The organism is Pseudoxanthomonas mexicana, assembly GCF_001556105.1.
GTDB classification, from domain to species: Bacteria; Pseudomonadota; Gammaproteobacteria; order Xanthomonadales; family Xanthomonadaceae; genus Pseudoxanthomonas_A; species Pseudoxanthomonas_A mexicana_A.
The window spans coordinates 1-24321 of sequence record NZ_LSIF01000042.1 but is presented as its reverse complement, the minus strand read 5'-3'; the positions used below and the strand labels follow the sequence as shown (position 1 = coordinate 24321).

Here is a 24321-nt window from a genome sequence, read left to right as displayed (position 1 = left end):
TCAGCCCAGCCAGGCGGGCAGCTGCATGACCAGCGGCACCGTCGCGGCGGCGAGCAGCGTCTGCCACGTCACCAGCGACGCCATCAGCGGCGCATCGCCGCCCATCTGCCGCGCCATGATGTAGGCGTTGGACGCGGTGGGCAGCGAGGCGTAGAAGCAGGCCGCCACCGTCACCGCCTCGCTCGCGCCCAGCCAGCGGCAGACGAGCACCGCGAGCAACGGCAAGGCGAGTAGCTTCAGCGCGGACGTCGCGCCGAGCAGCAGCGGGCGCACATGGTCGCGGTTGAACTGCAGGCCGCCGCCCACGCACAGTAGGCCCAGCGCCAGGGCGGCGTCGGCGAGGATGTCGAGCGTGGCGGCCAGCGCCACCGGCAGCGGCAGGCCGCTGAGGTTGTAGAGCAGGCCGGCCAGCGTCGCCAGGATGATCGGGTTGCGCGCCAGCGCCAGCGCGATGCCGCGCGCGCTGGCGTCGCCGCTGCCCCACACCGCCAGCGCGACCACGGCGATGACGTTGACCACCGGCAGGCAGATCGCCAGCGCCAGCATCACCATCGCGGTGGTCTCGGGCGGGAACAGCAACGCCGCCACCGCCAGCCCGAAATAGCTGCTCGGCCGCACCGCGCCCTGCACCACCGACGAGCGGCTGGGATCGGGCAGGCGCGGCGCGAACCGCAACGCCAGCAGCACCACGCCGGTCAGCAGCAGCGTGGGCAGCAGCGAGGCCAGCGCCAGGTCCAGCGCATCGGTGGCGGACAGTTTCAGGCGTGCGGCGCCGACGAACAGCAGCGCAGGGAAGGCGACGTAGAAGGAGAACCACTCCATCGCCTGGAACAGGCCATCGGGCACGCGGCGCATCCTTCGCAGCAGGGCGCCCAGCAGCACGATGGCGAGGACGGGAATGACGTAGGTCAGCATCGCAGGGCCATTGATCGATCCTCAGCGCGCGCGGCGCACGTGGAGTTGGGTCATCAGCGCGCGCAGCGCCGCGGGTTTCACCGGCTTGGCGAGGAAGCCCCAGCCGTTCTCCAGCGCGAGTGCCCGCAACGCCTCGTCGCGCTCGGCGGTGACCAGGATCACCGGCGGCGCGCTGCCCCAGCGCTCGCACAGGAGGCCATACAGCGAAGGCCCATCGGTGTCGCCCAGCCGCACATCGAGCAACAGCAGGTCGGGTGCTGCGTCCGTCGTCGCGGTCGCCAGGGCATCGGTCGGGCCGGCGGCCAGGCCGACGTCGCAGTCCCAGCGCTGCAGCAGCGCGCGTGTGGCTTCGCAGACGCGCGGGTCGTCGTCCACGCACCACACGCGACGCCCACGCAGCGGCGAGCCGTCGTCGATGTCGGCCATCATCGGCGCACTGTCGGCGACCACCGCATCGGCGACACCGCGCGGCAGCTCGACCCAGAACACGCTGCCGCACCCCAGCTGCGAACGCAGGCCGATGCGATGCCCGAGCAGGCGGCCGATGCGTTCCACGATCGCCAGTCCCAGGCCGGCGCCGCGGTCGTTGACGACGCCGTCGTTGAGCCGGCGGAACTCCTCGAAGATCTCCGCCTGCAGGCTCTCCGGGATGCCCGGTCCCTGGTCGTGCACTTCGATGCGCACGCCGTCGCCGGTGCGGCGCACGCCGAGCAACACGCGTCCGCGCGGCGTGTAGCGGATCGCATTGGACAGGAAGTTCTGCAGGATGCGCCGCAGCAGCGCTTCGTCGCTGCGGACGATCACGCGCGTGCGCACGCTGTCCAGCACCAGTCCGCGTTCCGCCGCGACCATGCCGAACTCGCGCGCCAGCGCCTCCAGCAGCGGCGCCAGCGCGAAGTCGCGCACGCGCGTGGGCAGCGCACCGGATTCCAGCCGTGCGATGTCGAGCAGGCTGTTGAGGATCGCGTCCTGCGCGGTCAGCGCGTTGTCGACATGGTCGGCGATGCGCTGCGCGTCGTCCTCGTGCAGGCGGCCGCGCAGCGCGGAGACGAACATGCGCGCGGCGTTCAGCGGTTGCAGCAGGTCGTGCACGGCGGAGGCGACGAAGCGCGTCTTGTAGCGGTTGGCGTTCTCCGCCGCCTGGGTGGCGTCGGCCAGCGCGCGGGTACGCTCTTCCACGCGGTGTTCCAGCGCGTCGGCCAGTGAGCGCAGGTCGCGCGCGGCGTGCTTGTAGCTGGTGATGTCGGCGTAGCTGGTGACGAAGCCGCCGTCCGGCAGCGGATTGCCGCGGATCTCCAGCACCACGCCATCGTCCTTCTCGCTTTCGCGCATATGCGGCTTGCCGCTGCGCAGGTGCTCGAGCCGACGCTGGATCGCGTCTTCCACCGGGCCCGCACCCAGCAATCCGCGGCGCGCGTTGTGGCGGAACACGTCCTCGATCGGCCGGCCGACGTGGATCAGGTCCGGCGGGAAGCGGAACAGGTCCAGGTAGCGCGAATTCCACGCCACCAGACGCAGGTCGGCGTCGATGATGACCACGCCCTGCGGCAGGTGTTCGAGGCTGCGGCTGAGGCCGGCGTCGGCCGAGCGCGCGGCTTCCACGATGCCGTCCTGCGCGGTGCGCAGTTCCTTCGCATGCTGCTGCAGCACGGCCTCCAGTTCCTCGCGGCTGCGCCGCTGCAGTAGCGCAATGCGACGGCGTTGCTGCATGAACAGCGCGAGGAATGACAACGCCAGCCAGCCGCCACCGGCGGCGATGGCGGCGGTGCGGCCGGCCGCGGTGATGGCCGAGGCGTCGTGCAGCAGGTGCAGCTGCCAGGCTTCCTCTGGAAGGGCCATCGACTGCCACAGCACCGGTGCGGGCAGCGTCGGGTCGCGCAGCTGCACGCGCCGCGCGCCGTCGCCCGGGGCCGACAGGTCCTGCCACTGCAGCGGACGCAGCGTCTGCCGCGCGTACTGGCGGGTGGCATCCAGCTCGCGGCGGTCGGCGCCGGTCAGCGCCCGCAGCGTGCGGTAGCGCCAGGCATCCTGGCTGGCGAGGAAGATCACCCCGTGCGCGTCGCTGACCAGCACGATGTCCGGCGTCTGCAGCCACTCCTGTTCCAAGGCGTCCAGCTCGATCTTGATGACGATCAGCCCGATGACCGCGCCGCCGTCGCCGGTGATCGCCTGCGAGAGGAAATAGCCCGGCTCTCCGGTGGTCAGGCCGATGCCGTAGAACTGCCCCTGGCCATCGCGCAGGGCCTGCTTCACGTAGGGGCGGAAGCTGTAGTCCTCGCCGACGTTGCTGGTCGGTTCGCGCCAGTTGCTCGCGGCCAGTGCGATGCCATGGCGGTCGATCAGCGTCAGCGTCGACGAGCGGGTCACGCTGTTGGCGTCCTCCAGGCGCTGGTTGAGCGCGTTGCGGCGCGCATCGCCCACCGGCGCGAGCAGCGCAGCGCGCAGGTCGGGGTCCTGCGCCAGCACCTGCGGCAGGGTACGGTAGCGGTCGATGCGCTGCTGCAACGCTTGCGCGTGCAGGTCGAGCTGGCGTTCCAGCTGCGCCGTTTCCGCGCGCTGCGCACGCGCGCCTGCCCAGTGGTAGGCCAGCGTCATCACCAGCGCCGCACCGCCAAGGATCGACAGCAGGACCAGCAGGGTCTGACGGAGGCGGCGGGTGCGCAGCATGGGGCCGCAGTGTACGGGTGCGGCGCAGCATCGGGGCGGGCTAGTACCAATAGGTTATCGGTGCGGCGGCGAAGCGGGGGTACAACATGCCGGCCGCCGATCCGGGTGGCGTCGCCATCCGTTCGGAGTTTCCCCATGCATCTGGCCGATACCCCCTTCGTGCCGCCGCCGAAGCAGCCGCTGTACAGGCAGCTGTACGTCCAGGTGATCGTGGCCATCGTGCTGGGCGCCACGCTGGGCCATTTCGAGCCGGCGCTGGCCGAATCGATGAAGCCGCTGGGCGATGCCTTCATCAAGCTGGTGAAGATGATCATCGCGCCGGTGATCTTCCTGACCATCGTCACCGGCATCGCCGGCATGACCCACCTGCGCACGGTGGGCCGCGTGTTCGCCAAGGCGATGGCGTACTTCATGTTCTTCTCCACGCTGGCGCTGGTCATCGGCATGGTCGTGGCGCACGTGGTGCAGCCGGGCGCCGGCATGAACATCAATCCGGCCGACCTGGACCAGTCGGCGGTGCAGGACTACGTGCAGAAGTCGCACGAGCTGTCGCTGGTCGGCTTCCTGATGGACATCATCCCGAAGACGCTGGTCAGCCCGCTGGTGGGCGACAACATCCTGCAGGTGCTGTTCGTGGCGGTGCTGTTCGGCCTGTCGCTGGCGCTGGTCGGCGAGAAGGGCCGGCCGGTGCTGAACCTGCTGGAGGCGCTGACCACGCCGGTGTTCCGCCTGGTGCACATCCTGATGCGCGCCGCGCCGATCGGTGCGTTCGGCGCCATCGCGTTCACCATCGGCAAGTACGGCGTCGGCATGCTGGTCAACCTCGCGTGGCTGGTCGGTTCGTTCTACCTGACCTCGCTGCTGTTCGTGGTCGTCGTCCTCGGGCTGGTGTCGTGGTGGTGCGGGTTCTCGATCTTCCGCCTGATCCGCTACCTCAAGGCCGAGCTGCTGCTGGTGCTGGGCACGTCGTCGTCCGAGTCCGCGCTGCCGTCGCTGATGGAGAAGATGGAGCGCGCCGGCGCATCGAAGTCGGTGGTCGGCCTGGTCGTGCCGACGGGCTACTCGTTCAACCTCGATGGCACCAACATCTACATGACGCTGGCCGCGCTGTTCATCGCGCAGGCCACCAATACCGAGTTGAGCCTCGGTCACCAGATCATGCTGCTGCTGGTGGCGATGCTGAGCTCGAAGGGCGCCGCCGGCGTCACCGGCGCCGGCTTCATCACGCTGGCCGCCACGCTCGCCGTCGTTCCGGAAGTGCCGGTCGCCGGCATGGCGCTGATCCTCGGCATCGACCGCTTCATGAGCGAGTGCCGCTCGCTGACCAATTTCACCGGCAACGCCGTGGCCACGCTGGTGGTCGCGCGCTGGGAGAACGCGCTCGACCGCGATGCGCTGGCGCGCGCGCTGGGCGGACCGTCCGCGCCGATCGCGGCCGCGCCCGATCCGGCCGCAGGCCCGGGCGACCCGACACGACTCACGGCCGACTGACGCTGGCCGCACCACGTCTTCAGAGGAGGGACTGAACGATGTATACCTGGAACCGACGCACCGCACCGTTGCGGAGCAGCCTGACCCTGGCCTTGCTGGCGGTGATCCATGCCGCCACGGCACAGGACACCACGCCACCGGCCGCGCCGGCACCGCCGCCGGCGCCCATCGAGGAGCCGACCACGCTCGACAAGGTGACCGTGGTGGGTTCGCACATCCAGGGCGCGTCGACCACCGATGCCTTGCCGGTGATGGTGGTGGGCGCGGAGCAGATCGACGCTGCGGGCGCAATCTCGGGCGACGAGCTGATGCGCACCATTCCGCAGATGGGCGACGTGCTGTTCGATGCGTCGAACAATCCGCAGACCAGCAACGCGGCGCGTGGCGACGTCAACTCGGTCAACCTGCGTTCGCTCGGCGTCGGCAACACGCTGGTGCTGCTCAACGGGCGCCGGCTGGTGCAGCACCCGACCAGCCAGGGCACGTCCGATACCGGCACGGTGCCGGTGCAGAGCTTCAACTCCAATGCGATCCCGGTCTCCGGCCTGGACCGCATGGAAATCCTGCTCGACGGCGCGGCCGCGATCTACGGCGCCGACGCGGTGGCCGGCGTCGTGAATACGGTGCTGCAGAGTGATTTCGACGGCGTCAGCGCCAGCACGCGCTACGGCGGCGCCGAAGGCACCGGCATGAACGAGTTCGAAGTGAACCTGTTCGCCGGCCACAACTACGATCGCGGCAACGTCTCTGCGTTCCTGAACTACGTCGACCGCTCCGAGCTGATGGCGTCGGACCAGGACTACACCGCGACCGACGACCTGCGCGCGCTGTTCGCGGACTACCCGGACTTCGCCGGGTTGGCCTCGCTGGACGGGCGTTCGTCGCATACGCCGTGGGCACGCCTGACCGTGGGGCCGCGCGCGGTGATCCGCTCCAACGGCACCGCGGTGACGAACACCGCCGGCGCGTTCCGCGTGCAGCCGTCGAGCTTCGGCTGCGGCGTCAGCCTGGGCAACGATCTCTGCCTGGCCAGCGGCAACCACAACTTCAACACCACCAACCGTGAGATGCGCTACGACACGCGGAACGGCACCAGCGTGCGGCCGTCGGTGGAACGCATCAACCTGTTCCTGACCGGCCACCACGACCTCAGCGACAGCGTCGAGGCCTTCGGCGAAGTCGGCTTCTACCGCGCGGTCAGCGAAGCCACGCAGCCGCCGGTGGTCAACCTCAACAGCCTGTGGATTCCCGCCAGCAACTATTGGAATCCGTTCGGCGCCGCCACGCTGCCCGATGGCTCGCCGAATCCGAACCGCCTGCCGGGTCTGACCGGCGTCTCCGCCGCCGGCCTGCCGGTGCAGATGAGCAACTACCGCTACGTCGACACCGGCTTCCAGCGTGTGCGCGTGGAGAACTACCAGGCCCGTTTCCTCGCCGGCCTGCGCGGCGAATGGAACGGCTGGAACTGGGAGACCGCGCTGCTGTACTCCGAAGCCGAGGCCGAGGATCGTTCGCCCAATATCAACATGACGAAGCTGCAGCAGCAGCTGGCCCTCGCCACGCCGGACGCCTACAACCCGTTCAGCGGCGGCTGCGTGTCCACGCCGACCTACGGCGACTGCTCGCCGAGTTCGCAGGCGGCGATCGACGGCATCGTGTTCGACCTGGTGCGCGAGTCGCGTACCACGCTGACGATGGCGGACTTCAAGATGAGCCGCGGCGACCTGTTCTCGCTGCCGGCCGGCAGTGTCGGCATGGCCTTCGGTGCGGAAGCGCGTCGCGAGACGCAGCGCGATGACCGCGATGCCAACCTCGACGGCACCTACACGTTCACCGACATGGTCACCGGCGAGACCAACCTCAGCAACGTGTCCGCCGTGAGTCCGAACCCGGACACGCGCGGCTCGCGCAACGTCGGTTCGGCCTATGTCGAATTCGCGGTGCCGCTGGTGTCGGAAGACATGGGCATCCCGCTGGTGCACCGCCTCGACATGCAGTTGGCCGGCCGCTACGAGCACTATTCCGATTTCGGCTCCGTCGCCAAGCCCAAGGTGGCGCTGGCGTGGGACCTGGTGGACGGCGTACGCGTGCGAGGCTCGTACTCGGAAGGCTTCCGTGCGCCGAACCTGGAGCAGACCAACGCGACGCAGTACGCGCGCCTGGCCAGTGGCATGGACCACATCCGCTGCGAAGCCGACCTGCGTGCCGGCCGCATCGCCTCGTTCAGCGCGTGCGGACAGAACACCGCCGGCGCGTCGCTGCTGGTGGCAGGCAATCCGGACCTCGCGCCGGAGGAGAGCACCAACACCTCGTTCGGCGTGGTGTTCCAGCCGACGTTCGTTCCGGAGCGCTTCGGCAGCTTCACCTTCACCGTCGACCGCTGGAAGATCAAGCAGGAGCAGATCGTCGGCCTGCTCGGTGCCCAGACCGCGCTGACGCTGGACTATCTCGGCCGTGTCGACGGCGGCAGCAATCCGCTGGTCGTGCGTGCGGCGCCGACGCAGGAGGACATCGACTTCTTCGCCGGCACCGGCATCGCGCCGGTCGGCCAGGTCACGGCGATCAACGACCGCTTCATCAACCTGCAGCCGCAGACCGCCGGAGGCCTGGACTTCGGCATGGACTGGTCGTTGCGGCGCACGCGCTTCGGTTCGTTCTCGGTGAACCTCAACGCCACCCGCCTGCTGGAATTCACCCGCGATCCGGGCGACATCGTCAACGCGCTGTACGCCGCGCGCGCCGCAGGCACCATCGATCCGCTGACGCCGCTGCCCGACTCCACCCAGCTGATCGGCCAGAACGGCCGTCCGGAATGGCGCGCGAGCGGTTCGCTGACGTGGAACAAGGCGGCGTGGCGCGTGGGCTATTCGGCGCAGTACATGAGCTCCTTCGAACAGCCGCAACTGCTGGGCCTCTCGGGTGATCCATGGGTGGTCGACCAGCGCCTGACCCACAACCTGTACGGCCAGTACCGTTTCCCCGATAGCACGGTGGTGCGCCTGGGCGTGCGCGACTTGACGAACGAAGGTCCGTCGCTGGCCGACGGCGGCTACCGCGGCTCGTTGCAGACGCCATGGGGTCGCTACTGGTACGTCAATATCAGCCGGTCGTTCTGAGGAGGATGCGGGCACGATGCGAACGATGAGCCGCCGCTGGATCGCCACCGCGCTCGCCGTGCTCGGCACGGCCGCACTGCCCGCCGGTGCTGCCGATGCCGACAGCGACGTAGCCTTCGCACCGGTCGCCTGTCCCGACTCGGTCGGCGCGCAGGTCGACTGCCATGAGGCCCGCGATGCGAACGGGGCCTGGCTGCTGGTGGCGATGCCGCGCACGTGGAACCGCCGGCTCATCGTGCATGCGCACGGCGGCCCGCGGCTGGGTGCGCCGGAGGCGGGCGATTCGGCGGAAGACCTGGATCGCTTCGCGGCGATGGTGCGCACCGGCTACGCATGGATCGGCAGCACCTACCGCCGCGGCGGTTACGGCGTGCGCATGGCGGCGGCGGACGTGGATGTCAGTCGCCGCGTGTTCTGGTCGCGCTGGGGCCGTCCGGAGCGCACGCTGCTGCATGGCCAGTCGTGGGGCGGCAACGTCGCGGCGAAAGCGGCCGAACTGTACGCACTCGACATCGATGGTCGCGCCACCTACGACGGCGTGCTGACCACCAACGGCCTGCTGACCGGCGGCACGCGCGGCTACGGCTTCCGCGCCGACCTGCGCGCGGTCTACCAGTACTACTGCCGCAACCATCCCGCCGCCGATGAAGCGCAGTATCCGGTATGGCGAGGGCTACCTGCCGGCGCGAAGATGACGCGGGACGACCTGCGCAAGCGCGTCGATGCCTGCACCGGTGTGGACCGGCCCGTGGCCGAGCGCACGCAGGCGCAGGCGACGACGCTGCGCGACATCCTCGCGGTCACCGGCGTGGCCGAGAAGCAGCTCGTCGCGCACCTCGCCTGGGGCACGTTCCATTTCCAGGACATGGTGCAGAAGCGGCTCGGCGGTCGCAATCCGTTCGACAACGCGAAGACGCAGTATCGCGGCTCGCGCGATGACGCCGCGCTCAACGCCGGCATCGAACGCTTCCATGCCGATCCTGCCGCCGTCGCCATGCTCGCCTACGATGCCGACCTGTCCGGGCTGATCGTGCGGCCCACCGTCACCGTGCATGCGCGCCACGATCCGACCGTATCGTACGAAGCCGAGGCGATCTACGCGGCCACCGTGAACGCGGCGGGGCGCAGCGATCTGCTGCTGCAGGCGCTCACGGACGAGAGCGACCACAGCCGCTTGCGGGATGCGACATACGTCAGCGCATTGCGGGTGCTCGAGCAGTGGCTGGATACCGGCGCGCGTCCTGCACCCGAGGCCTTCCAGGCCACCTGCGGCCATGTGTCGCGCCGGCGCGACGACTGCCGCTTCATCGCACGCTGAGCCTGCATCGCGCCTGCATGGCGTGACGCAGCGCCGCAATCGGCCAAGTCCGGCCCCGGCAGGGAAGGGGTAGAATCGCCACTCCCCCGCCTTCACCACAGGCACCGTTTCCGCAATGACGAACGACGATTTCAAACAGGCCGCGCTGGAATACCACCGCCTGTCTCCGCCCGGCAAGATCAAGGTCGCGCCGACCAAGCCGATGCTGACCCAGCGTGATCTCGCACTGGCCTACTCGCCCGGCGTGGCCTACGCCTGCGAGGCGATCGTCGAAGATCCGAATGCCGCCAGCGAGCTCACCGCGCGCGGCAACCTCGTCGCCGTGGTCACCAACGGCACCGCCGTGCTCGGGCTGGGCAACATCGGCGCGCTGGCCGGCAAGCCGGTGATGGAAGGCAAGGGCGTGCTGTTCCAGAAGTTCGCCGGCATCGACGTGTTCGACATCGAGATCGACGAGACCGATCCGGACAAGCTGGTCGACATCATCGCCTCGCTGGAACCGACCTTCGGCGGCATCAACCTGGAAGACATCAAGGCGCCGGAATGCTTCATCGTCGAGCGCAAGCTGCGCGAGCGGATGAAGATCCCGGTCTTCCACGACGACCAGCACGGCACGGCGATCATCGTCGGCGCAGCGGTGGTCAATGCGCTGGAAGTGATCGGCAAGAAGATCGAAGACGTGAAGCTGGCCACCAGCGGCGCCGGCGCCGCCGGCATCGCTTGCCTGGACATGCTGGTCGCGCTGGGCCTGAAGCCGGAGAACATCCTCGCCTTCGACCGCGATGGCGTCATCTACACCGGTCGCCCGAACCTGGACCCCGACAAGGCGCGTTACGCACGCGAGACCGGCAAGCGCACGCTGGCCGAGATCGTCGAAGGGGCCGACATCTTCCTGGGCCTGTCGGCGGGCGGCATCCTGAAGCCGGAGATGGTGGCGACGATGGCGGCCACGCCCGTCATCCTGGCGCTGGCCAATCCGAACCCTGAAATCCTGCCCGCCGATGCGAAGGCCGTGCGTCCGGACGTGATCATCGGCACCGGCCGCAGCGACTACCCGAACCAGGTCAACAACGCGCTCTGCTTTCCCTACATCTTCCGTGGCGCACTGGATGTCGGCGCGACCGTCATCAACGAAGCGATGAAGGTCGCCTGCGTGCACGCCATCGCCAACCTGGCGCGGCGCGAGGCATCCGACCTCGGCAGCGCCTATGGCGACGATGTGCCGTGCTTCGGCCCCGAATACCTGATCCCGCGACCGTTCGACCCGCGCCTGCTGGTGGAAGTGGCGGCGGCGGTGGCGCAGGCGGCGATGGATTCCGGCGTGGCGCTGCGCCCGATCGCCGACATGTGGGCGTACCGCGAGAAGCTGGGCCAGTTCGTCTACCGCACCAGCCTGATGATGAAGCCGGTCTACGACCGCGCGCGCGCCGACAAGAAGCGCGTCGTCTATGCCGAGGGCGAGGAAGAGACCGTACTGCGCGCGGTGCAGACGGTGATCGACGAAGGCCTGGCGTTCCCCATCCTGATCGGCCGTCCGGACGTGATCGACGCGCGCATCCAGCGCCTGAGCCTGCGCATGCGTGCCGGCGTCGACTTCGAGGTGACCAACCAGGACGACGACCCGCGCTTCAACGACTACTGGCAGCACTACCACGCACTGACCTCGCGCCGTGGCGTGACGCCGTCGGCAGCGAAGAACCTGATGCGCTCGCGGCCCACGCTGATCGCCGCGGTGATGGTGGCGCGCGGCGAAGCCGACGCGATGATCACCGGCATCGTCGGACGCTTCCACAAGAAGCTGGGCTACGTGCGCAGCATGATCCCGCTGGACCCGGGCGTGCAGTCGACCTCGGCGATGACCGGCGTGATCAACAACCAGGGCGCCTACTTCTTCCTCGACACGCACGTGCAGGACGATCCCAGCGCCGAGCAGATCGCCGAAGCCACGCTGCAGGCGGCCTACCGACTGAAGCTGTTCGGCATCGAGCCGCGCATCGCGTTGCTGTCGCACTCCAACTTCGGCAGCCACGAGACGCCGGGTTCGCTGAAGATGCGCAAGGTGCGTGAGCTGTTGCTCAAGCGCAAGCCCGACCTCAACGTCGATGGCGAGATGCAGGGCGACACCGCATGGGATGAAGTGCTGCGCAACCGCATCATGCCGGGCAGCACGCTGAGCGGCCGCGCGAACCTGTTCGTGCTGCCGAACCTCGATGCCGCCAATATCGCCTACAACATGGTGCGCGTGGTCACCGATGGGGTGGCGATCGGCCCGATCCTGATGGGCATCTCCAGGCCGGTGCACATCCTGACCACCAGTGCCACGCCGCGCCGGGTGATCAACATGACCGCCATCGCCGCGGTCGACGCGCAGATCCGTTTGCAGCGCGAAGCCGAGCGCAACGGGCCGGGTTGAGCGGTCCGGCATGAGGAAAAAGAAAACGCCCCTGCATGGGGCGTTTTCTTTGCCAGGAGATCGGTGGTTGTGGGAGCGACGTCAGTCGCGATGGGGTACCGGTAACGCTTCATCGCGACTGACGTCGCTCCCACGTCATTTCCGATCAACTCTCTTCCTCACCGTCGAGGATCCGTCGTTGCAACGCGTCGAGGTAGGCGTCGGCGTCGGCGCTGGATTCGAAGATCTCGTCCATCGGTACGGCCTGCACGATCTCGATGACCTTGCGGATCTGTTCCTGCGGGTGCACCACCAGCAGGCGGCCTTCATGCGGGGCCAGCGCCTTGCGTGCCTTGAGGATGCTGCGCACGCCGGCGCTGCTGATGTAGTCCAGGTGTGCGAGGTCCAGCACCAGCGCCTGCGGGCGTGCGGCCAGCATCGGCGCCAGCGCATCGTCGAGCTGCGCGTGGCTCTGCGTGTCCAGCCGGCCGGACAGCAGCACGTACTGGTTGCCGTTGACCGGCGGGTAGACCTCAATCTCCAGTGTCATCGGGCATCTCGGTGTAGCGGATCTGCCGGGTGGGGGAGCCCGGGGAGGCAGGGACGGGACGCTGGATCGTAAATCAAATGTGAGGCGATAGTGCGACCAGACGGAGGCGCGTCAGTCGTCGTCGCTGGCGTCGATGACTTTCCGCTGCATCAGGTCCAGATAGGCATCCGCCTCGGCCGTGGACGAGAAGATCTCGTTCAACGGCACCGCCTTGACCATGTCCAGCACCTTCTGGATCTGCGGCTGCGGATTGACCAGCAGGACCTTGCCGCCGTGCGGCGCCAGCGCCTTGCGCGACTTGAAGATGGAACGGATGCCGGCGCTGCTGATGTACTCCAGCCCCGACAGGTCCAGCACCAGCGAATGCAGTTGGCGCGTGAGCAGCGGTGCGAGCGCTTCGTCCAGGTCTTCGTAGGTATGGGTGTCCAGGCGCCCGCGGACCGCCACGCGCTGGCTGCCTTTGCCCGGGGGGGACAGCTCGATGTCCAGGCTCATGTGGGGGTCTCCTCGGTGGGTATGCGCAGGGACAGGCGCAGGACGTTGTAGTTACCCATTCGCTGATAGACGGCCATTTCGGCCACCTGGCGCACCAGATGCAGGCCCAGGCCGCCCGTCGGTCGGTCCAGGATGTCGGCGTCCAGGTCCGGGGACGGCTGTTCCAGCGGATTGAACGGCGCGCCGCTCTCGCGGAATTCCAGCGTCAGCAGGTGGTCGCGGATGGCGATGTCCACGCACAGTTCGTGCTCCTCGGCATCGATGCGCGCCACGTCGCCATGTTCGATGGCGTTGCCGGCCAGTTCCTCGACGATCAGCCGGACATCGCCCTGGATCGCGCGGCTGACGCCGTTGTTGGCCAGCACGGCCTCCAGCGAGGCATTGAGGTCGTCCACGCGGGCGTGCTCACGCGGGATGAACAGTCGCATCTGCATGTGCGGTCTCCTGGGTTGGCGGAGCTTCGGGGGAAGCGGGGGTACTGTCCAGCCGGCGGCGGATGGCGAGGGCCGTGATGTCGTCCGATTGCGGCGCCGGATCGGTAAATGCGTGAACCCGTGCGATCAGCGTTTCGCATTGTTCGCGCGCGGTCGCGCCCGGCTGCAGGGCTTCGGGAATGCGCTCCGCACCGAACGCGTGGTTGTCGCGGTCGAACGCCTCGGTGATGCCATCGGTCCAGGCGAGCAGCGTCGCGCCCGCAGGCAACTGCCCCGACCACAGCGGGAAGGCCTCGCCCACCTCGAAGCCCAGCGGCGGTCCGGGCTGCACCGGAAGTTCCTCGTGGCGACCGTCGGCATGCAAAAGCAGCGGTGCATCGTGCCCGGCGCTGGCCAGTACGCAGGCGCCACTGCGCACATCCACGCGCCCGCACAACACGGTGGCGAACATGCAGGCATCGTTGCCCTGCACCAGCCGTCGCGACGCCTCGGCCAGCACGCGCTCCGGCGACGGGTGGGCGCTGGCCGCCACTTCCAGCACGGTGACCGTGCGCGCCATGAACAGCGCCGCCGGCACGCCCTTGTCGGACACGTCGCCGATGGCGAACCACAGGCAGTCGGGATCGGTCTGGATGAAGCAGTAGAAATCGCCACCCACGGCCTTCGCGGGCTCCAGCCGTGCGTAGGCTTCCAGGTGCGCGTGCTCGCGGTCGATCATCAGGCCGGGCGGCAACATCGCCTGCTGGATCTCGCGCGCGATCGACAGCTCGCTCTCCAGCTTCTGGCGTGCCGCGGTCATGTCCTCGATCTCGCGCAGCTGCTGGCGGATCGAACCGCGCGCATGTTCCAGCGTGCGTGCCATCTGGCCGACCTCGTCACGCCGGTGCACGTGGGGCACGGGCATGTCGTAGTCGCCGTGGCCCAGTCGCGCCGCGGCCAATGACAGGCCTTCCACCGGCTGGCTGACATGGCGTGCCAGTTTGCGCACCACCAGCATGCAGACGAGGGCGAGCAGGGTGCCGATCGCGACCAGCATCCACAGTGCGCTGGCCAGGCGCTCGGTGATCAGGTCATAGGATTGCGCGACCAGCAGGCTCCAGCCGCTGTCGCCGATCGGCTCGACCACGGTGTAGCGGCGCTCGCCGCTGACCGCGTCCGCGTGCACGTACTGCAACGGCTGGCGCATGCGCACGGCCTGCGCGGCCTGGCGCAGGTCGGTGCGACCGGCGCGGACGATGTACTCGTCCAGCGTTTCCCGTTGTTCGATGCCGACCTCGGGATTCAACGCCAGCGTGCCGCCCGGGGCCACCAGCGTGACCCGCCAACCGGGCAGGTGCGCCAGCGAATCGACCGGGTCGGTCATGTTGGCCAGCGGCAGGTCCAGGCTGACCATGCCGCGGGTGCGGGCGCCGCGGCCGGGTTCGCGCAGCGGCATGTTATAGGTGACCATCCACACGCCGCCGGCGGTCTGGTTGAGGTAGGGCTCGGACCACCAGCCGCCGGGCGAGGCCACGGTGCGCTGGTACCAGCCCTGGTCGCGGAACGGATAGCCATCGGCGACGAAATCGCGGTCGTTGCCGGCCGCGGCGACGTAGCGCGCGAACGGCGCATCGCCGCGTTCGCGCGGTTCCAGCACCAGCAGCCCGCCGGCGCAGCCGGGCGTGGCCTTCACCATCGCGCGCAGCGTGGCGACCAGTTCGTCCGGCGACAGCTGCGCGCTGCCGACCAGGTCGGAAATACCGTGGGTCGTGATCGTCACCACGTGCAGCGCACCGTCGAGCCGATGCGCCGCTTCCTGCGTGGTCGCGTGGGTGTCGCGGCGCGCATCCTCCAGGATCATGCGGCGCGCGAACCACGCCGTCGCCAGCACCAGCAGCAACAGCAACACCACGTTGATGAGGCCGGCCCACAGCGCGATGCGCGTGCGCAGGCTGCTGCGCCAGTGCGCGGCACCGGCGGCATCCTTCACTGGCACGACACTGCTGGGCACTGCGTTGCGCATGCCGACCCTGATCGTCGCGTTCCCCCCGGACGCCGATGATAAGCCCACTTCATGTGTTGCATCGCAATAACCAAAAGGTCTGATTTTGGTGTTGCCACTGTCCCGGGACAGGCACGCAATGTCCTCTCCATACGCCTGCGTAGCCAGGTCCTGCGCGGGGTGCGTGCGTTACACTTCAAGGCTCTACAAGAAACGGCACGCCACGCCCCACGCGCGGCGCAACAGGAGTGGGAATGAACTGGTTGAACGAGATGTTGCAGAGCGATCCGGATCCGCAGGAATCCCGCGAATGGATCGATTCCATGCAGGCGGTGATCGAGAAGAACGGCGCCCTGCGTGCTCACCAGTTGCTCGAAGGCATGGTCGAAGTCACCCGCCGCGCCGGTGCCTACCTGCCGTTCTCGCCGACCACCGAATACGTCAACACCATCGCGCCGCAGAACGAGGCCAAGAGCCCCGGTGACGCTGCGCTGGAATGGCGCATCCGCTCGATCATCCGCTGGAACGCGATGGCCACCGTCGTGCGCGCCAACCGCAAGCCCGGCGACCTCGGCGGCCACATCGCCAGCTTCGCCTCCGGCGCGACGCTGTACGACGTCGGCTTCAACCACTTCTGGCGCGCACCGTCCGACAGCCATCCGGGCGACCTGCTGTTCATCCAGGGCCACAGCGCGCCGGGCATCTACGCCCGCTCGTACCTGGAGGGCCGCATCAACGAGCAGCAGCTCGACAACTTCCGCATGGAAGTCGATGGCCAGGGCATTTCGTCCTACCCGCATCCGTGGCTGATGCCGGACTACTGGCAGACCCCGACCGTGTCGATGGGCCTCGGCCCGCTGGCGGCGATCTACCAGGCGCAGTTCATGAAGTACCTGGAGCACCGCGGCCTGATCGAGAAGTCCGACCGCAAGGTGTGGTGCTTCATCGGCGACGGCGAGAGCGACGAGCCGGAAACCCTCGGCGCCATCGCGCTGGCCGGTCGTGAAGGCCTCGACAACCTGATCTTCGTGGTCAACTGCAACCTGCAGCGCCTGGACGGCCCGGTGCGCGGCAACGGCAAGATCATCCAGGAACTGGAAGGCGTGTTCCGCGGCGGTGGCTGGAACGTCATCAAGCTGCTGTGGGGCAGCTACTGGGATCCGCTCCTCGCCCGCGACACCAGCGGCGCGTTGAAGAAGCTGATGATGGAAACCGTCGACGGCGAATACCAGAACTGCAAGGCGTTCGGCGGCAAGTACACGCGCGACAACTTCTTCGGCAAGTACCCGGAAACGGCGGCCATGGTCGCCAACCTGTCCGACGACGACATCTGGCGCCTCAACCGCGGCGGCCACGATCCGCACAAGGTCTACGCGGCCTACCACGAGGCGGTGAACACCAAGGGCATGCCCACGGTGATCCTGGCCAAGACGGTGAAGGGCTACGGCATGGGTTCGGCGGGCGAATCGCTCAACCCGACCCACCAGACCAAGAAGCTGGACGACGAAGCGATCCGCACGTTCCGCGACCGCTTCAACATCCCGGTCACCGACAAGCAGCTGGAAGAGTCGGCACAGGTGCCGTTCTACCACCCGGGCGAGGACTCGCCGGAAATCCAGTACCTGAAATCGCGCCGCGCCGCGCTGGGCGGTTACCTGCCGCAGCGTCGCCGCAAGGCCAGCGAGTCGTTCGAGACGCCGAAGCTGGAAGCGTTCGAGCGCCTGCTGAAGAGTTCGGGCGAGCGCGAGATCTCCACCACCATGGCGTTGGTGCAGGGCCTGAACATCGCCCTGCGCGACAAGCAGGTCGGTCCGCGCCTGGTGCCGATCGTCGCCGACGAGGCGCGCACGTTCGGCATGGAAGGCCTGTTCCGCCAGATCGGCATCTACGCGCCGTTCGGCCAGAAGTACAAGCCGGTCGACGCCGACCAGCTGATGTACTACCGCGAGGACCAGTCCGGCCAGGTGCTGCAGCAGGGCATCAGCGAGCCGGGCGCGATGGCGTCGTGGATGGCCGCGGGCACCAGCTATTCGGTCAGCAACGTGCCGATGCTGCCGTTCTACATCTACTACTCGATGTTCGGCTTCCAGCGCATCGGCGACATCGCCTGGCAGGCGGCCGACATGCGCACGCGTGGCTTCCTGCTCGGCGGCACCGCCGGCCGCACCACGATCAATGGTGAGGGCCTGCAGCACGAGGACGGCTTCAGCCACGTCATCGCCGGCAGCATTCCCAACGTGCGCAGCTACGATCCGACCTTCGGCTTCGAGGTCGCGGTGGTCCTGCAGCACGGCATGCAGAAGATGCTGCAGGAGCAGGTGGACGAGTACTACTACGTCACCCTGATGAACGAGAACTACACCCACCCGGACATGCCGGAAGGCGCGGCCGAGGGCATCATCAAGGGCATGTACCTGCTGACCGACGCCGGCAAGCCGAAGAAGGGCGAGCTGCGCGTGCAGCTGCTGGGCAGCGGCACCATCTTGCGCGAAGCGATCGCGGCGGCCGAACTGCTGGACAAGGATTTCGGCGTCACCGCCGACATCTGGTCGTGCCCGAGCTTCAACGAGCTGCGTCGTGATGGCTTCGACGCGGAGCGCTGGAACCGTCTGAACCCGGAAGCGAAGACGCCGCGCAAGCCGTACGTGACGGAGCTGCTGGAAGGCCGCCAGGGTCCGGTGATCGCCGCGACCGACTACGTGCGCGCCTACACGGACCAGATCCGCGCGTTCGTGCCGGCGGCGTACACGGTGCTGGGCACGGACGGCTTCGGTCGCAGCGACACGCGTATCAACCTGCGTCGCTTCTTCGAGGTAGACCGTTACTACATCGCCCACGCGGCCATCGCCGCGCTGGCGAAGGAAGGCAAGATGACCGGCAAGGACGTCGCCCGCGCGATCAAGCAGTACAAGATCGACGTGGACAAGGCGAACCCGGTCACCGTCTGACCGTTGATACGCCCTCTCCCGCAGTCGGGAGAGGGCGCAGTGGATGCGTGCGGAGCAGGACGATCCGCTCACTTCGCAAGGAATGCGAACATGCCGCCGAAGATCCGCGATGTGTTGCAGCAGCTCAGGGATGCGGGATGGCAGCAAGTGGGCCAGACCGGCAGCCACCGTCAGTTCAAACACCCGACGCTTCCGGGCCGGGTGACAGTCGCCGGCAAGCCGGGCGATGATGTGGCCCCGGGCACGCTGGGCAGCATTCTGAAACAGGCCGGGATCAAGAGGTGACTTCCATGCGCTACGCCATCGTCATCGAACAAGCGGGCAACAACTATTCCGCTTATGTGCCGGACCTGCCCGGTTGTGTCGCCACCGGTGCCTCGAAGGCTGACGTGGAAGCCCTGATCCACGATGCCATCGCCCTTCATCTCGCCGGGTTGCGCGAGGATGGTGCGGCGATTCCGCCGCCTTCGAGCCAAGTGGAATACATCGACGTAGCGGCATGATCTTGCCGCGTCGATGAAGGACGCACTGGCCATGGGCCGCACAGCATGGCGCTGACGGGGGATCACCTGCGCCGCTATGCCGTCGCCCGCAGCCTGTTCAAACCAACGACCCTGCCGCGGGCGATCCAGCGGCTGGGCTTCGTGCAGGCGGACCCGATCCGGGCGCCGGCACGCGCGCAGGATCTGACCCTGCGCCACCGCGTCGCCGGCTATCGCGCCGGCGACCTGGAGCGGCGGTATCCACGCCTGCCGCTGGAAGAAGACTTCTTCGTCAACTACGGCTTCCTGCCACGCGCGCATCACCAGCTGATGCATCCGCGCACGGCCCGCGAGGCGTGGACGCCCGCGCGCTGGAAGCAGGCGCGTGCGGTGCTGGAGTTCGTCACTGAGCGTGGCACCGCGCATCCGCGCGAGGTGGATGCGCATTTCGGCCATGGCAAGACGACCAACTGGTTCGGCGGTTCGTCGAACGCGAGCACGCAGTTGCTGGACGGCATGCACTACCGCGGCCTGCTGCGGGTCGCGCGTCGCGAGGGCGGCACGCGGGTCTATGCGCCGCGCATCGGCGACGCGACACCGGTCGCGGCGTCCGATGCGGAGGCGCGGCTGGATGCGCTGCTCGACATCATCGTCAACAAATACGCTCCGTTGCCGGCGGCCAGCCTGTGCCAGTTGCTCGGGTATCTGCGTAGCGGTGTGCCGCAGTGGGCCGGCTTGCGTGCAGCGGCATTGAAGCGTGCGCGCCAGCGCTTGGGCACGGCGCGGGTCGACGGGGTGGACTGGTACTGGCCGACGGACGAGGATCCGCGCTCGCGGCGCTGGAAGCCGGATGACCAGGTGCGCCTGCTGACGCCGTTCGATCCGGTGGTGTGGGACCGGCGGCGGTTCGAGTTGTTCTGGGGCTGGACATACCGCTTCGAGGCGTACACGCCGGCACCGAAGCGGAAGCTGGGGTATTACGCGCTACCGGTGCTGTGGGGCGACCGGGTGATCGGATGGGCGAATCTGAGTGTGGTTGAGGGGGAGCTGCGGTCTACGTTTGGGTATGTGGGTGGGCGTGGGCCGAAGGATGCTGCGTTTCGTGTGGCGCTTCAGGAAGAACTGGGCCGTGTCCTTGTCTTCCTCGGGCTGGAGAGGTGATGTCGTTGCTTCCATCGCAGGCTTGGCTAAGACTGTTGGAAAATTCGGTTCGTGCGACCAATCAGCGCAAGATTGACGGTGATAAGGCGGGCCTGGCTAGGGTCAGATATCGAGAATTAGTTTCCTATTAGAGAGGGCGATCTCAGATGGCCCTTAACGATGGAAGGAACGCACAAAAGGGAGGTGCGCAGTGAATGCAGTGGTCGAAGAGTCTGGCAATGCTGAATTCAAACTCGAAGTGGACTTGAATGTCCTTAACCATCTAGGAATCGGGCTTTACAGCAGCACTCCTGCTGTCGTTACAGAAATCGTTGCAAATGCATGGGATGCGGATGCCACGCGCGTGGACATCAACATCAAAGATGGAACGATCGTCGTGCAGGATGATGGACATGGTATGGGGGGTAGTGAGCTTCAAGGAAGATTTTTGAAGGTCGGCTACGCTCGGCGTGAACAGCTAGGTGGAAGTAGGAGCCCTAAGTTTGATCGTCCGGTTATGGGGCGAAAGGGAATCGGCAAGCTCGCTATGTTTTCGCTCGCCAACCGAATTGACATTTGGTCAAAGAAGGAAGGCGACAAGGACGTCGCTGGCGCGGTGTTGGTGGACAAGTTGCGAGAACAGATAAGGAAGAACATCACCTACACACTTGAGCCTGTAAGTGAAAGCCACGACTGGAAATCAATCACAGGGACGAAGATTCTTCTTTCTCAGTTGAATTCGGGAACAGATAAGACTGAAGCCTTTCTTAGGCCGAGAATTGCCCGTCGTTTCAGTGTGGTTGGCGATACACATAACTTCAAAGTATTTATCAATGGCGCTGAGGTGACCACCAGGGACCGTGGCTATCACGGTGATTTGCAGTTTTGGTGGGATCTTGATGATGAGACTCGGAAAGATCAGCTTCCACTTGCGACGTCCTTGGCTAAGGATGATGTCGGCAAGCCATGCGTTGCTAGGCTAAGTAGCCTCGTTACACATGGGAACTCCGGGTACGACTTGCGGGGGTTCATAGCCACTGTCGCGAAACCAAAACAACTGAAAAAGACTGACGACAACATCAATCAAATATCGCTGTTTGCAAATGGTCGCGTTTTTCAGGAAGACATGCTTAAAGACATAGGCAATGCGAAGATTTTCAACAGCTACTTGGTTGGGGAGATTCATGCAGATTTTCTTGATCTTGATGGTGTGGACAGGGCGACCGCCAATCGCGAGGCCGTGAAGACCGGAGATCCTCTGGTTTCCGCAGTCAGGGAATGGCTAAAGAGTGCGCTTGGGGAGATATCGGATCAGTGGGACGACTGGCGGCGGCAACAGAATGTAGAAAGCGACGACGAGCAAACGAAGATTGCTCTGGAGACTTGGTACAAGTCACTAGAAGATCCCCGGGACATTAAGCTCGCCAAGAAGTTGATCACTCCAATTCTGTCCACGGAACACTCAAACGATGAAGCGAAAAGCAATGAGATAAAGCGAGATTTGGTTCGTAGTGCGATAGTGGGATTTGAGAAGCTTCGGATAAGGAAGCAACTTGATCGGCTTGAGCAGATCCAGGATGTAATGTCGGTTGAGTTCCAGAAAATATTCCACAATCTGGATGACATTGAAGCTAGCCACTATCATCAGATAACTCGCTCACGACTCCAGGTTATAGAGAAGTTTGAGAAGGAGATCGTTGATCCTGGCGCCTTGGAGAAGGTGGCTCAGAACTATTTGTTCGAACATCTTTGGTTGCTTGATCCGACGTGGGGGCCCGTTGGTGAGAGTAAGGTGATGGAGCAAACCTTGACCAAGGAGTTGAAGCAAGTTGCGCCGGATAGTGAAACTGGTGCTCGACTTGATATTGCTTATCGCACTTCAACCGGGCGGCACGTCATAGTTGAGTTGAAGAGGCCGGGCTTGAAGTCTGTCGAGGTTGAGGACTTGATCAAGCAAGGTAAGAAGTACAAGGCCGCGGTCACTCAGTATCTAAGGAATCATCCTGATATCGCAAACTATCAAGGGAGAACTCCACCCATTGATGTCTATTTTGTGACCGAGGAGTTGCCGAGGACTTCCTTCGGCGATGCGTTGGATGACCTACGTAAGCAGGATATGCAGGCATTCACTTACAAGGGAATGATCACTAACGCAAGGCGTGCTTATCAGGAGTATCTGGACAAGTCCCCGAATGTGTCTAGCATTGAGGACATCATTCGGCACATCACTTGATCCGACATGATTGAGGACGACGCCAGAGAAAAAAGAAGCTCCATCATGCGCTCCGTAAAGCAGAAGGACACGGGGGCAGAGATGGTTGTACGTCGTATCGCGCATGCAATTGGTGCGCGATATCGGCTTCATCGTCGAGATTTGCCTGGCCGTCCAGATCTAGTGTTTCCCAGCCGACATCTCTGCCTTTTTGTGCACGGTTGCTTCTGGCACAGGCATCACGGCTGCCGCTTGGCAAGTACGCCAGGCTCCAATGTCGAATTCTGGTTGGAGAAGTTCGCCCGCGATGTGGAGCGCGATGCACGAAAGGAAGCTGAGCTTCGTGCGGCTGGTTGGAGTGTCGAGACGGTTTGGGAGTGCGAGACGCGTGAGCCGGAGAGGCTGGCTGATCGTCTGCGAAGGTTACTGATTCCGCCTAGTTGACTCTGCCTTGTGTTTCAGTTTGTTCAAGATGCTTCTTGATGCTCATGGCGATCACCTCGCCAAGCCTGACAGGAACGGCGTTTCCGATGAGGCGCCCTACTGTCTTGAATTTCACGGTCTCACCCTTCGGAACAAACCGATAGCTTCTCGGAAAGGTCTGAAACAACGCGGCTTCACGTAGGCTGATAGCGCGATCCTGCTCCGGGTGCCCAAAGCGTCCGTTGCCGAATCCATAGCAGAGCGTGGTCATGGTCGGGGCTGGCTCATCCCAGCGCATCCGCCCGTAAACCGAACTGAAGCTCTTGCCGGAATCACGACGGTGGCAATCCGCCACTAGTTCTTCGTCCCAATCCTCCCAAGACCCACCCGGCTGCGACTGGCGAATTCGCTCAAGGTTTAGGTCGCTCATTCCCGCAGCTACGTGGAGAGGATCGTTCCAGTGAGCAGTCCCAGCGTTGATGTCGGGCAGGTAGCGGATCGTATCTGCCACGGTGGGGTGCCGATTCTTGTGCGTTGGTGGAATCAGCGAGATGGGTCCTAAGCGTGAAGCCAAGAACACTAGCCGGCGCCGTTTCTGCGGAATTCCGTAAGCTTCGCACTCTACGATCCCTTGCCAGGTGTCATATCCGTCGAACGCCTTAAGGAACTCGTTAAATATCGCGTGCTTGGGTAGTTGAGGTACGTTCTCCATAGTCACTAGGTCCGGTTGAACCTTCCGAACCATCTTGGCGAACGAGCGCAACAGGCTCCATTTTGCGTCGCCGCTCGTATCTTTGCCCTTCGCATAAGTCGAGAACGGCTGACATGGCGCGCACCCAGCCAGCAGGCTGTACTTGTTCTTCGGGAAGAGGCGAGAAATCTCCTCAATCGTCAGAGATTCGACATCTCGCTCCAGGAACTTCGCACCTTTATTGTTTGCCTCGTAGGCAAAACGGCAAGCAGGATCTACGTCTACGCCGGCCTTGACCTCAATCCCCTTCCTGAGCAGCCCATGGGTGAGGCCGCCAGCTCCACAGAACAAATCGACACACGCGACTGGCAGGATCTGTTTCATTGATTGAGGAGGCGTCTATGGTCTATGGAGCGTGGAGGCGCACTGGTGCGCACTTACGCGGTTGCATCGGATTCTAGCGACTTTGTGCACCCGTGATAAGGACTGTTTAGCCCTGCCAACATGCCCGGAATTCCGATCCAAGTGAAGGACTTCTCCTGGCGTTATCACAACACTCCTTGGAGGCTCCACGAAGGCGTGTCTTCTTTCTGGTAACGCTCGTATCCCATACAACAGACGTTAGAATCCAGCCGCCAGCGAGCGCCGCAGCCGCCATCGCATCCGGCATCCCTCACTGGAGTTCCTGCATGTCCCGTCCCCTCGCGCCCGCCGGGCGTCTGTTCGCTGTCGCGGCCTTCCTGGAAGGCTTCACCTGGGCCGGTCTGTTGATCGGCATGTTCCTCAAGTACGGGCCGGTGGCCAACGAACTGGGCGTCAAGATCTTCGGGCCGCTGCATGGTGGCGCGTTCCTGTTCTACGTCGTCGTCACCGTGCTGGCCGCGCTGCGCCTGCGCTGGCCGTGGTGGGCCACGCTGCTGGCCGTGATCGCCGCCGTGCCGCCGCTGGTGACCGTGCCGCTGGAGATGTGGTTCCGCCGGATCGGATTGCTCAGCGCACGCGTCTGATGTCTGGACCGGCCAGAGTTCTGTAGACACTCAGTCGCCGCTCTGCGCGTAGCGCCTTT

General features: G+C 65.6%; 18 protein-coding genes. 11 read left to right on the top strand and 7 right to left on the bottom strand.

The window, feature by feature from the left end; translation table 11 throughout:
* On the bottom strand, positions 1–915 hold the full coding sequence (locus AX730_RS07580) for an AEC family transporter (protein ID WP_062354304.1): 915 nt from the start codon (positions 913–915) through the stop codon (positions 1–3).
* Positions 916–936: 21 nt separating this feature from the next.
* The gene (locus AX730_RS07575) at positions 937–3579 is read right to left on the bottom strand and encodes a hybrid sensor histidine kinase/response regulator (RefSeq protein ID WP_407071481.1); all 2643 of its coding nucleotides are present in this window, start codon (positions 3577–3579) and stop codon (positions 937–939) included.
* Between the two features lie 138 nt (positions 3580–3717).
* Between AX730_RS07575 and AX730_RS07570 the strand changes: the two genes are divergently transcribed.
* From AX730_RS07570 to AX730_RS07555, 4 genes are all read left to right on the top strand, one after another.
* Complete coding sequence (locus AX730_RS07570) at positions 3718–5073, top strand: dicarboxylate/amino acid:cation symporter (protein WP_062354298.1); 1356 nt, start codon at positions 3718–3720, stop codon at positions 5071–5073.
* Between the two features lie 38 nt (positions 5074–5111).
* Positions 5112–8189: a TonB-dependent receptor domain-containing protein gene (locus AX730_RS07565; RefSeq protein ID WP_062354295.1), complete on the top strand. Its 3078-nt coding sequence runs from the start codon at positions 5112–5114 to the stop codon at positions 8187–8189.
* Between the two features lie 25 nt (positions 8190–8214).
* Complete coding sequence (locus AX730_RS07560) at positions 8215–9507, top strand: hypothetical protein (protein WP_062354292.1); 1293 nt, start codon at positions 8215–8217, stop codon at positions 9505–9507.
* Between the two features lie 115 nt (positions 9508–9622).
* Positions 9623–11920, top strand: a complete 2298-nt coding sequence (locus AX730_RS07555; protein ID WP_062354289.1) for an NADP-dependent malic enzyme — start codon at positions 9623–9625, stop codon at positions 11918–11920.
* A gap of 145 nt (positions 11921–12065) precedes the next feature.
* Here the strand turns inward: AX730_RS07555 and AX730_RS07550 are convergent, their stop codons facing one another.
* From AX730_RS07550 to AX730_RS07535, 4 genes are all read right to left on the bottom strand, one after another.
* Positions 12066–12449 (bottom strand): STAS domain-containing protein, encoded by a 384-nt coding sequence (locus AX730_RS07550; RefSeq protein ID WP_062354286.1) that lies wholly within the window; start codon positions 12447–12449, stop codon positions 12066–12068.
* A 111-nt stretch (positions 12450–12560) separates the two neighbouring features.
* Positions 12561–12944 (bottom strand): STAS domain-containing protein, encoded by a 384-nt coding sequence (locus AX730_RS07545; protein WP_062354284.1) that lies wholly within the window; start codon positions 12942–12944, stop codon positions 12561–12563.
* Positions 12941–13378: an ATP-binding protein gene (locus AX730_RS07540; RefSeq protein WP_062354281.1), complete on the bottom strand. Its 438-nt coding sequence runs from the start codon at positions 13376–13378 to the stop codon at positions 12941–12943. The genes AX730_RS07545 and AX730_RS07540 overlap by 4 nt, the downstream gene beginning before the upstream one ends.
* Positions 13350–15380 (bottom strand): SpoIIE family protein phosphatase, encoded by a 2031-nt coding sequence (locus tag AX730_RS07535; protein ID WP_062354278.1) that lies wholly within the window; start codon positions 15378–15380, stop codon positions 13350–13352. Before AX730_RS07535 ends, AX730_RS07540 begins: the two co-directional genes overlap by 29 nt.
* Before the next feature lie 233 nt (positions 15381–15613).
* Between AX730_RS07535 and aceE the strand changes: the two genes are divergently transcribed.
* The 6 genes from aceE (at position 15614) to AX730_RS18440 (ending at position 22585) form a co-directional block, all read left to right on the top strand.
* On the top strand, positions 15614–18307 hold the full coding sequence (aceE, locus tag AX730_RS07530) for a pyruvate dehydrogenase (acetyl-transferring), homodimeric type (RefSeq protein ID WP_062354275.1): 2694 nt from the start codon (positions 15614–15616) through the stop codon (positions 18305–18307).
* Between the two features lie 90 nt (positions 18308–18397).
* Positions 18398–18592: a type II toxin-antitoxin system HicA family toxin gene (locus AX730_RS07525; protein WP_062354274.1), complete on the top strand. Its 195-nt coding sequence runs from the start codon at positions 18398–18400 to the stop codon at positions 18590–18592.
* Positions 18593–18597: 5 nt separating this feature from the next.
* Complete coding sequence (locus AX730_RS07520; RefSeq protein ID WP_062354271.1) at positions 18598–18810, top strand: type II toxin-antitoxin system HicB family antitoxin; 213 nt, start codon at positions 18598–18600, stop codon at positions 18808–18810.
* Between the two features lie 45 nt (positions 18811–18855).
* On the top strand, positions 18856–19950 hold the full coding sequence (locus AX730_RS07515; RefSeq protein ID WP_062354268.1) for a DNA glycosylase AlkZ-like family protein: 1095 nt from the start codon (positions 18856–18858) through the stop codon (positions 19948–19950).
* Between the two features lie 190 nt (positions 19951–20140).
* Positions 20141–22162, top strand: a complete 2022-nt coding sequence (locus tag AX730_RS07510) for a BbrUII/HgiDII family restriction enzyme (RefSeq protein ID WP_062354265.1) — start codon at positions 20141–20143, stop codon at positions 22160–22162.
* A 6-nt stretch (positions 22163–22168) separates the two neighbouring features.
* Complete coding sequence (locus AX730_RS18440; protein WP_083537796.1) at positions 22169–22585, top strand: very short patch repair endonuclease; 417 nt, start codon at positions 22169–22171, stop codon at positions 22583–22585.
* On the opposite strand, the gene AX730_RS07505 is transcribed toward AX730_RS18440, so the two are convergent.
* Positions 22578–23639 (bottom strand): DNA cytosine methyltransferase, encoded by a 1062-nt coding sequence (locus AX730_RS07505; RefSeq protein WP_062354263.1) that lies wholly within the window; start codon positions 23637–23639, stop codon positions 22578–22580. The two genes, AX730_RS18440 and AX730_RS07505, sit on opposite strands and share 8 nt — an antisense overlap.
* Positions 23640–23944: 305 nt before the next feature.
* Between AX730_RS07505 and AX730_RS07500 the strand changes: the two genes are divergently transcribed.
* On the top strand, positions 23945–24262 hold the full coding sequence (locus AX730_RS07500) for a DUF3817 domain-containing protein (RefSeq protein ID WP_062354260.1): 318 nt from the start codon (positions 23945–23947) through the stop codon (positions 24260–24262).
* Positions 24263–24321: the final 59 nt, after the last annotated feature.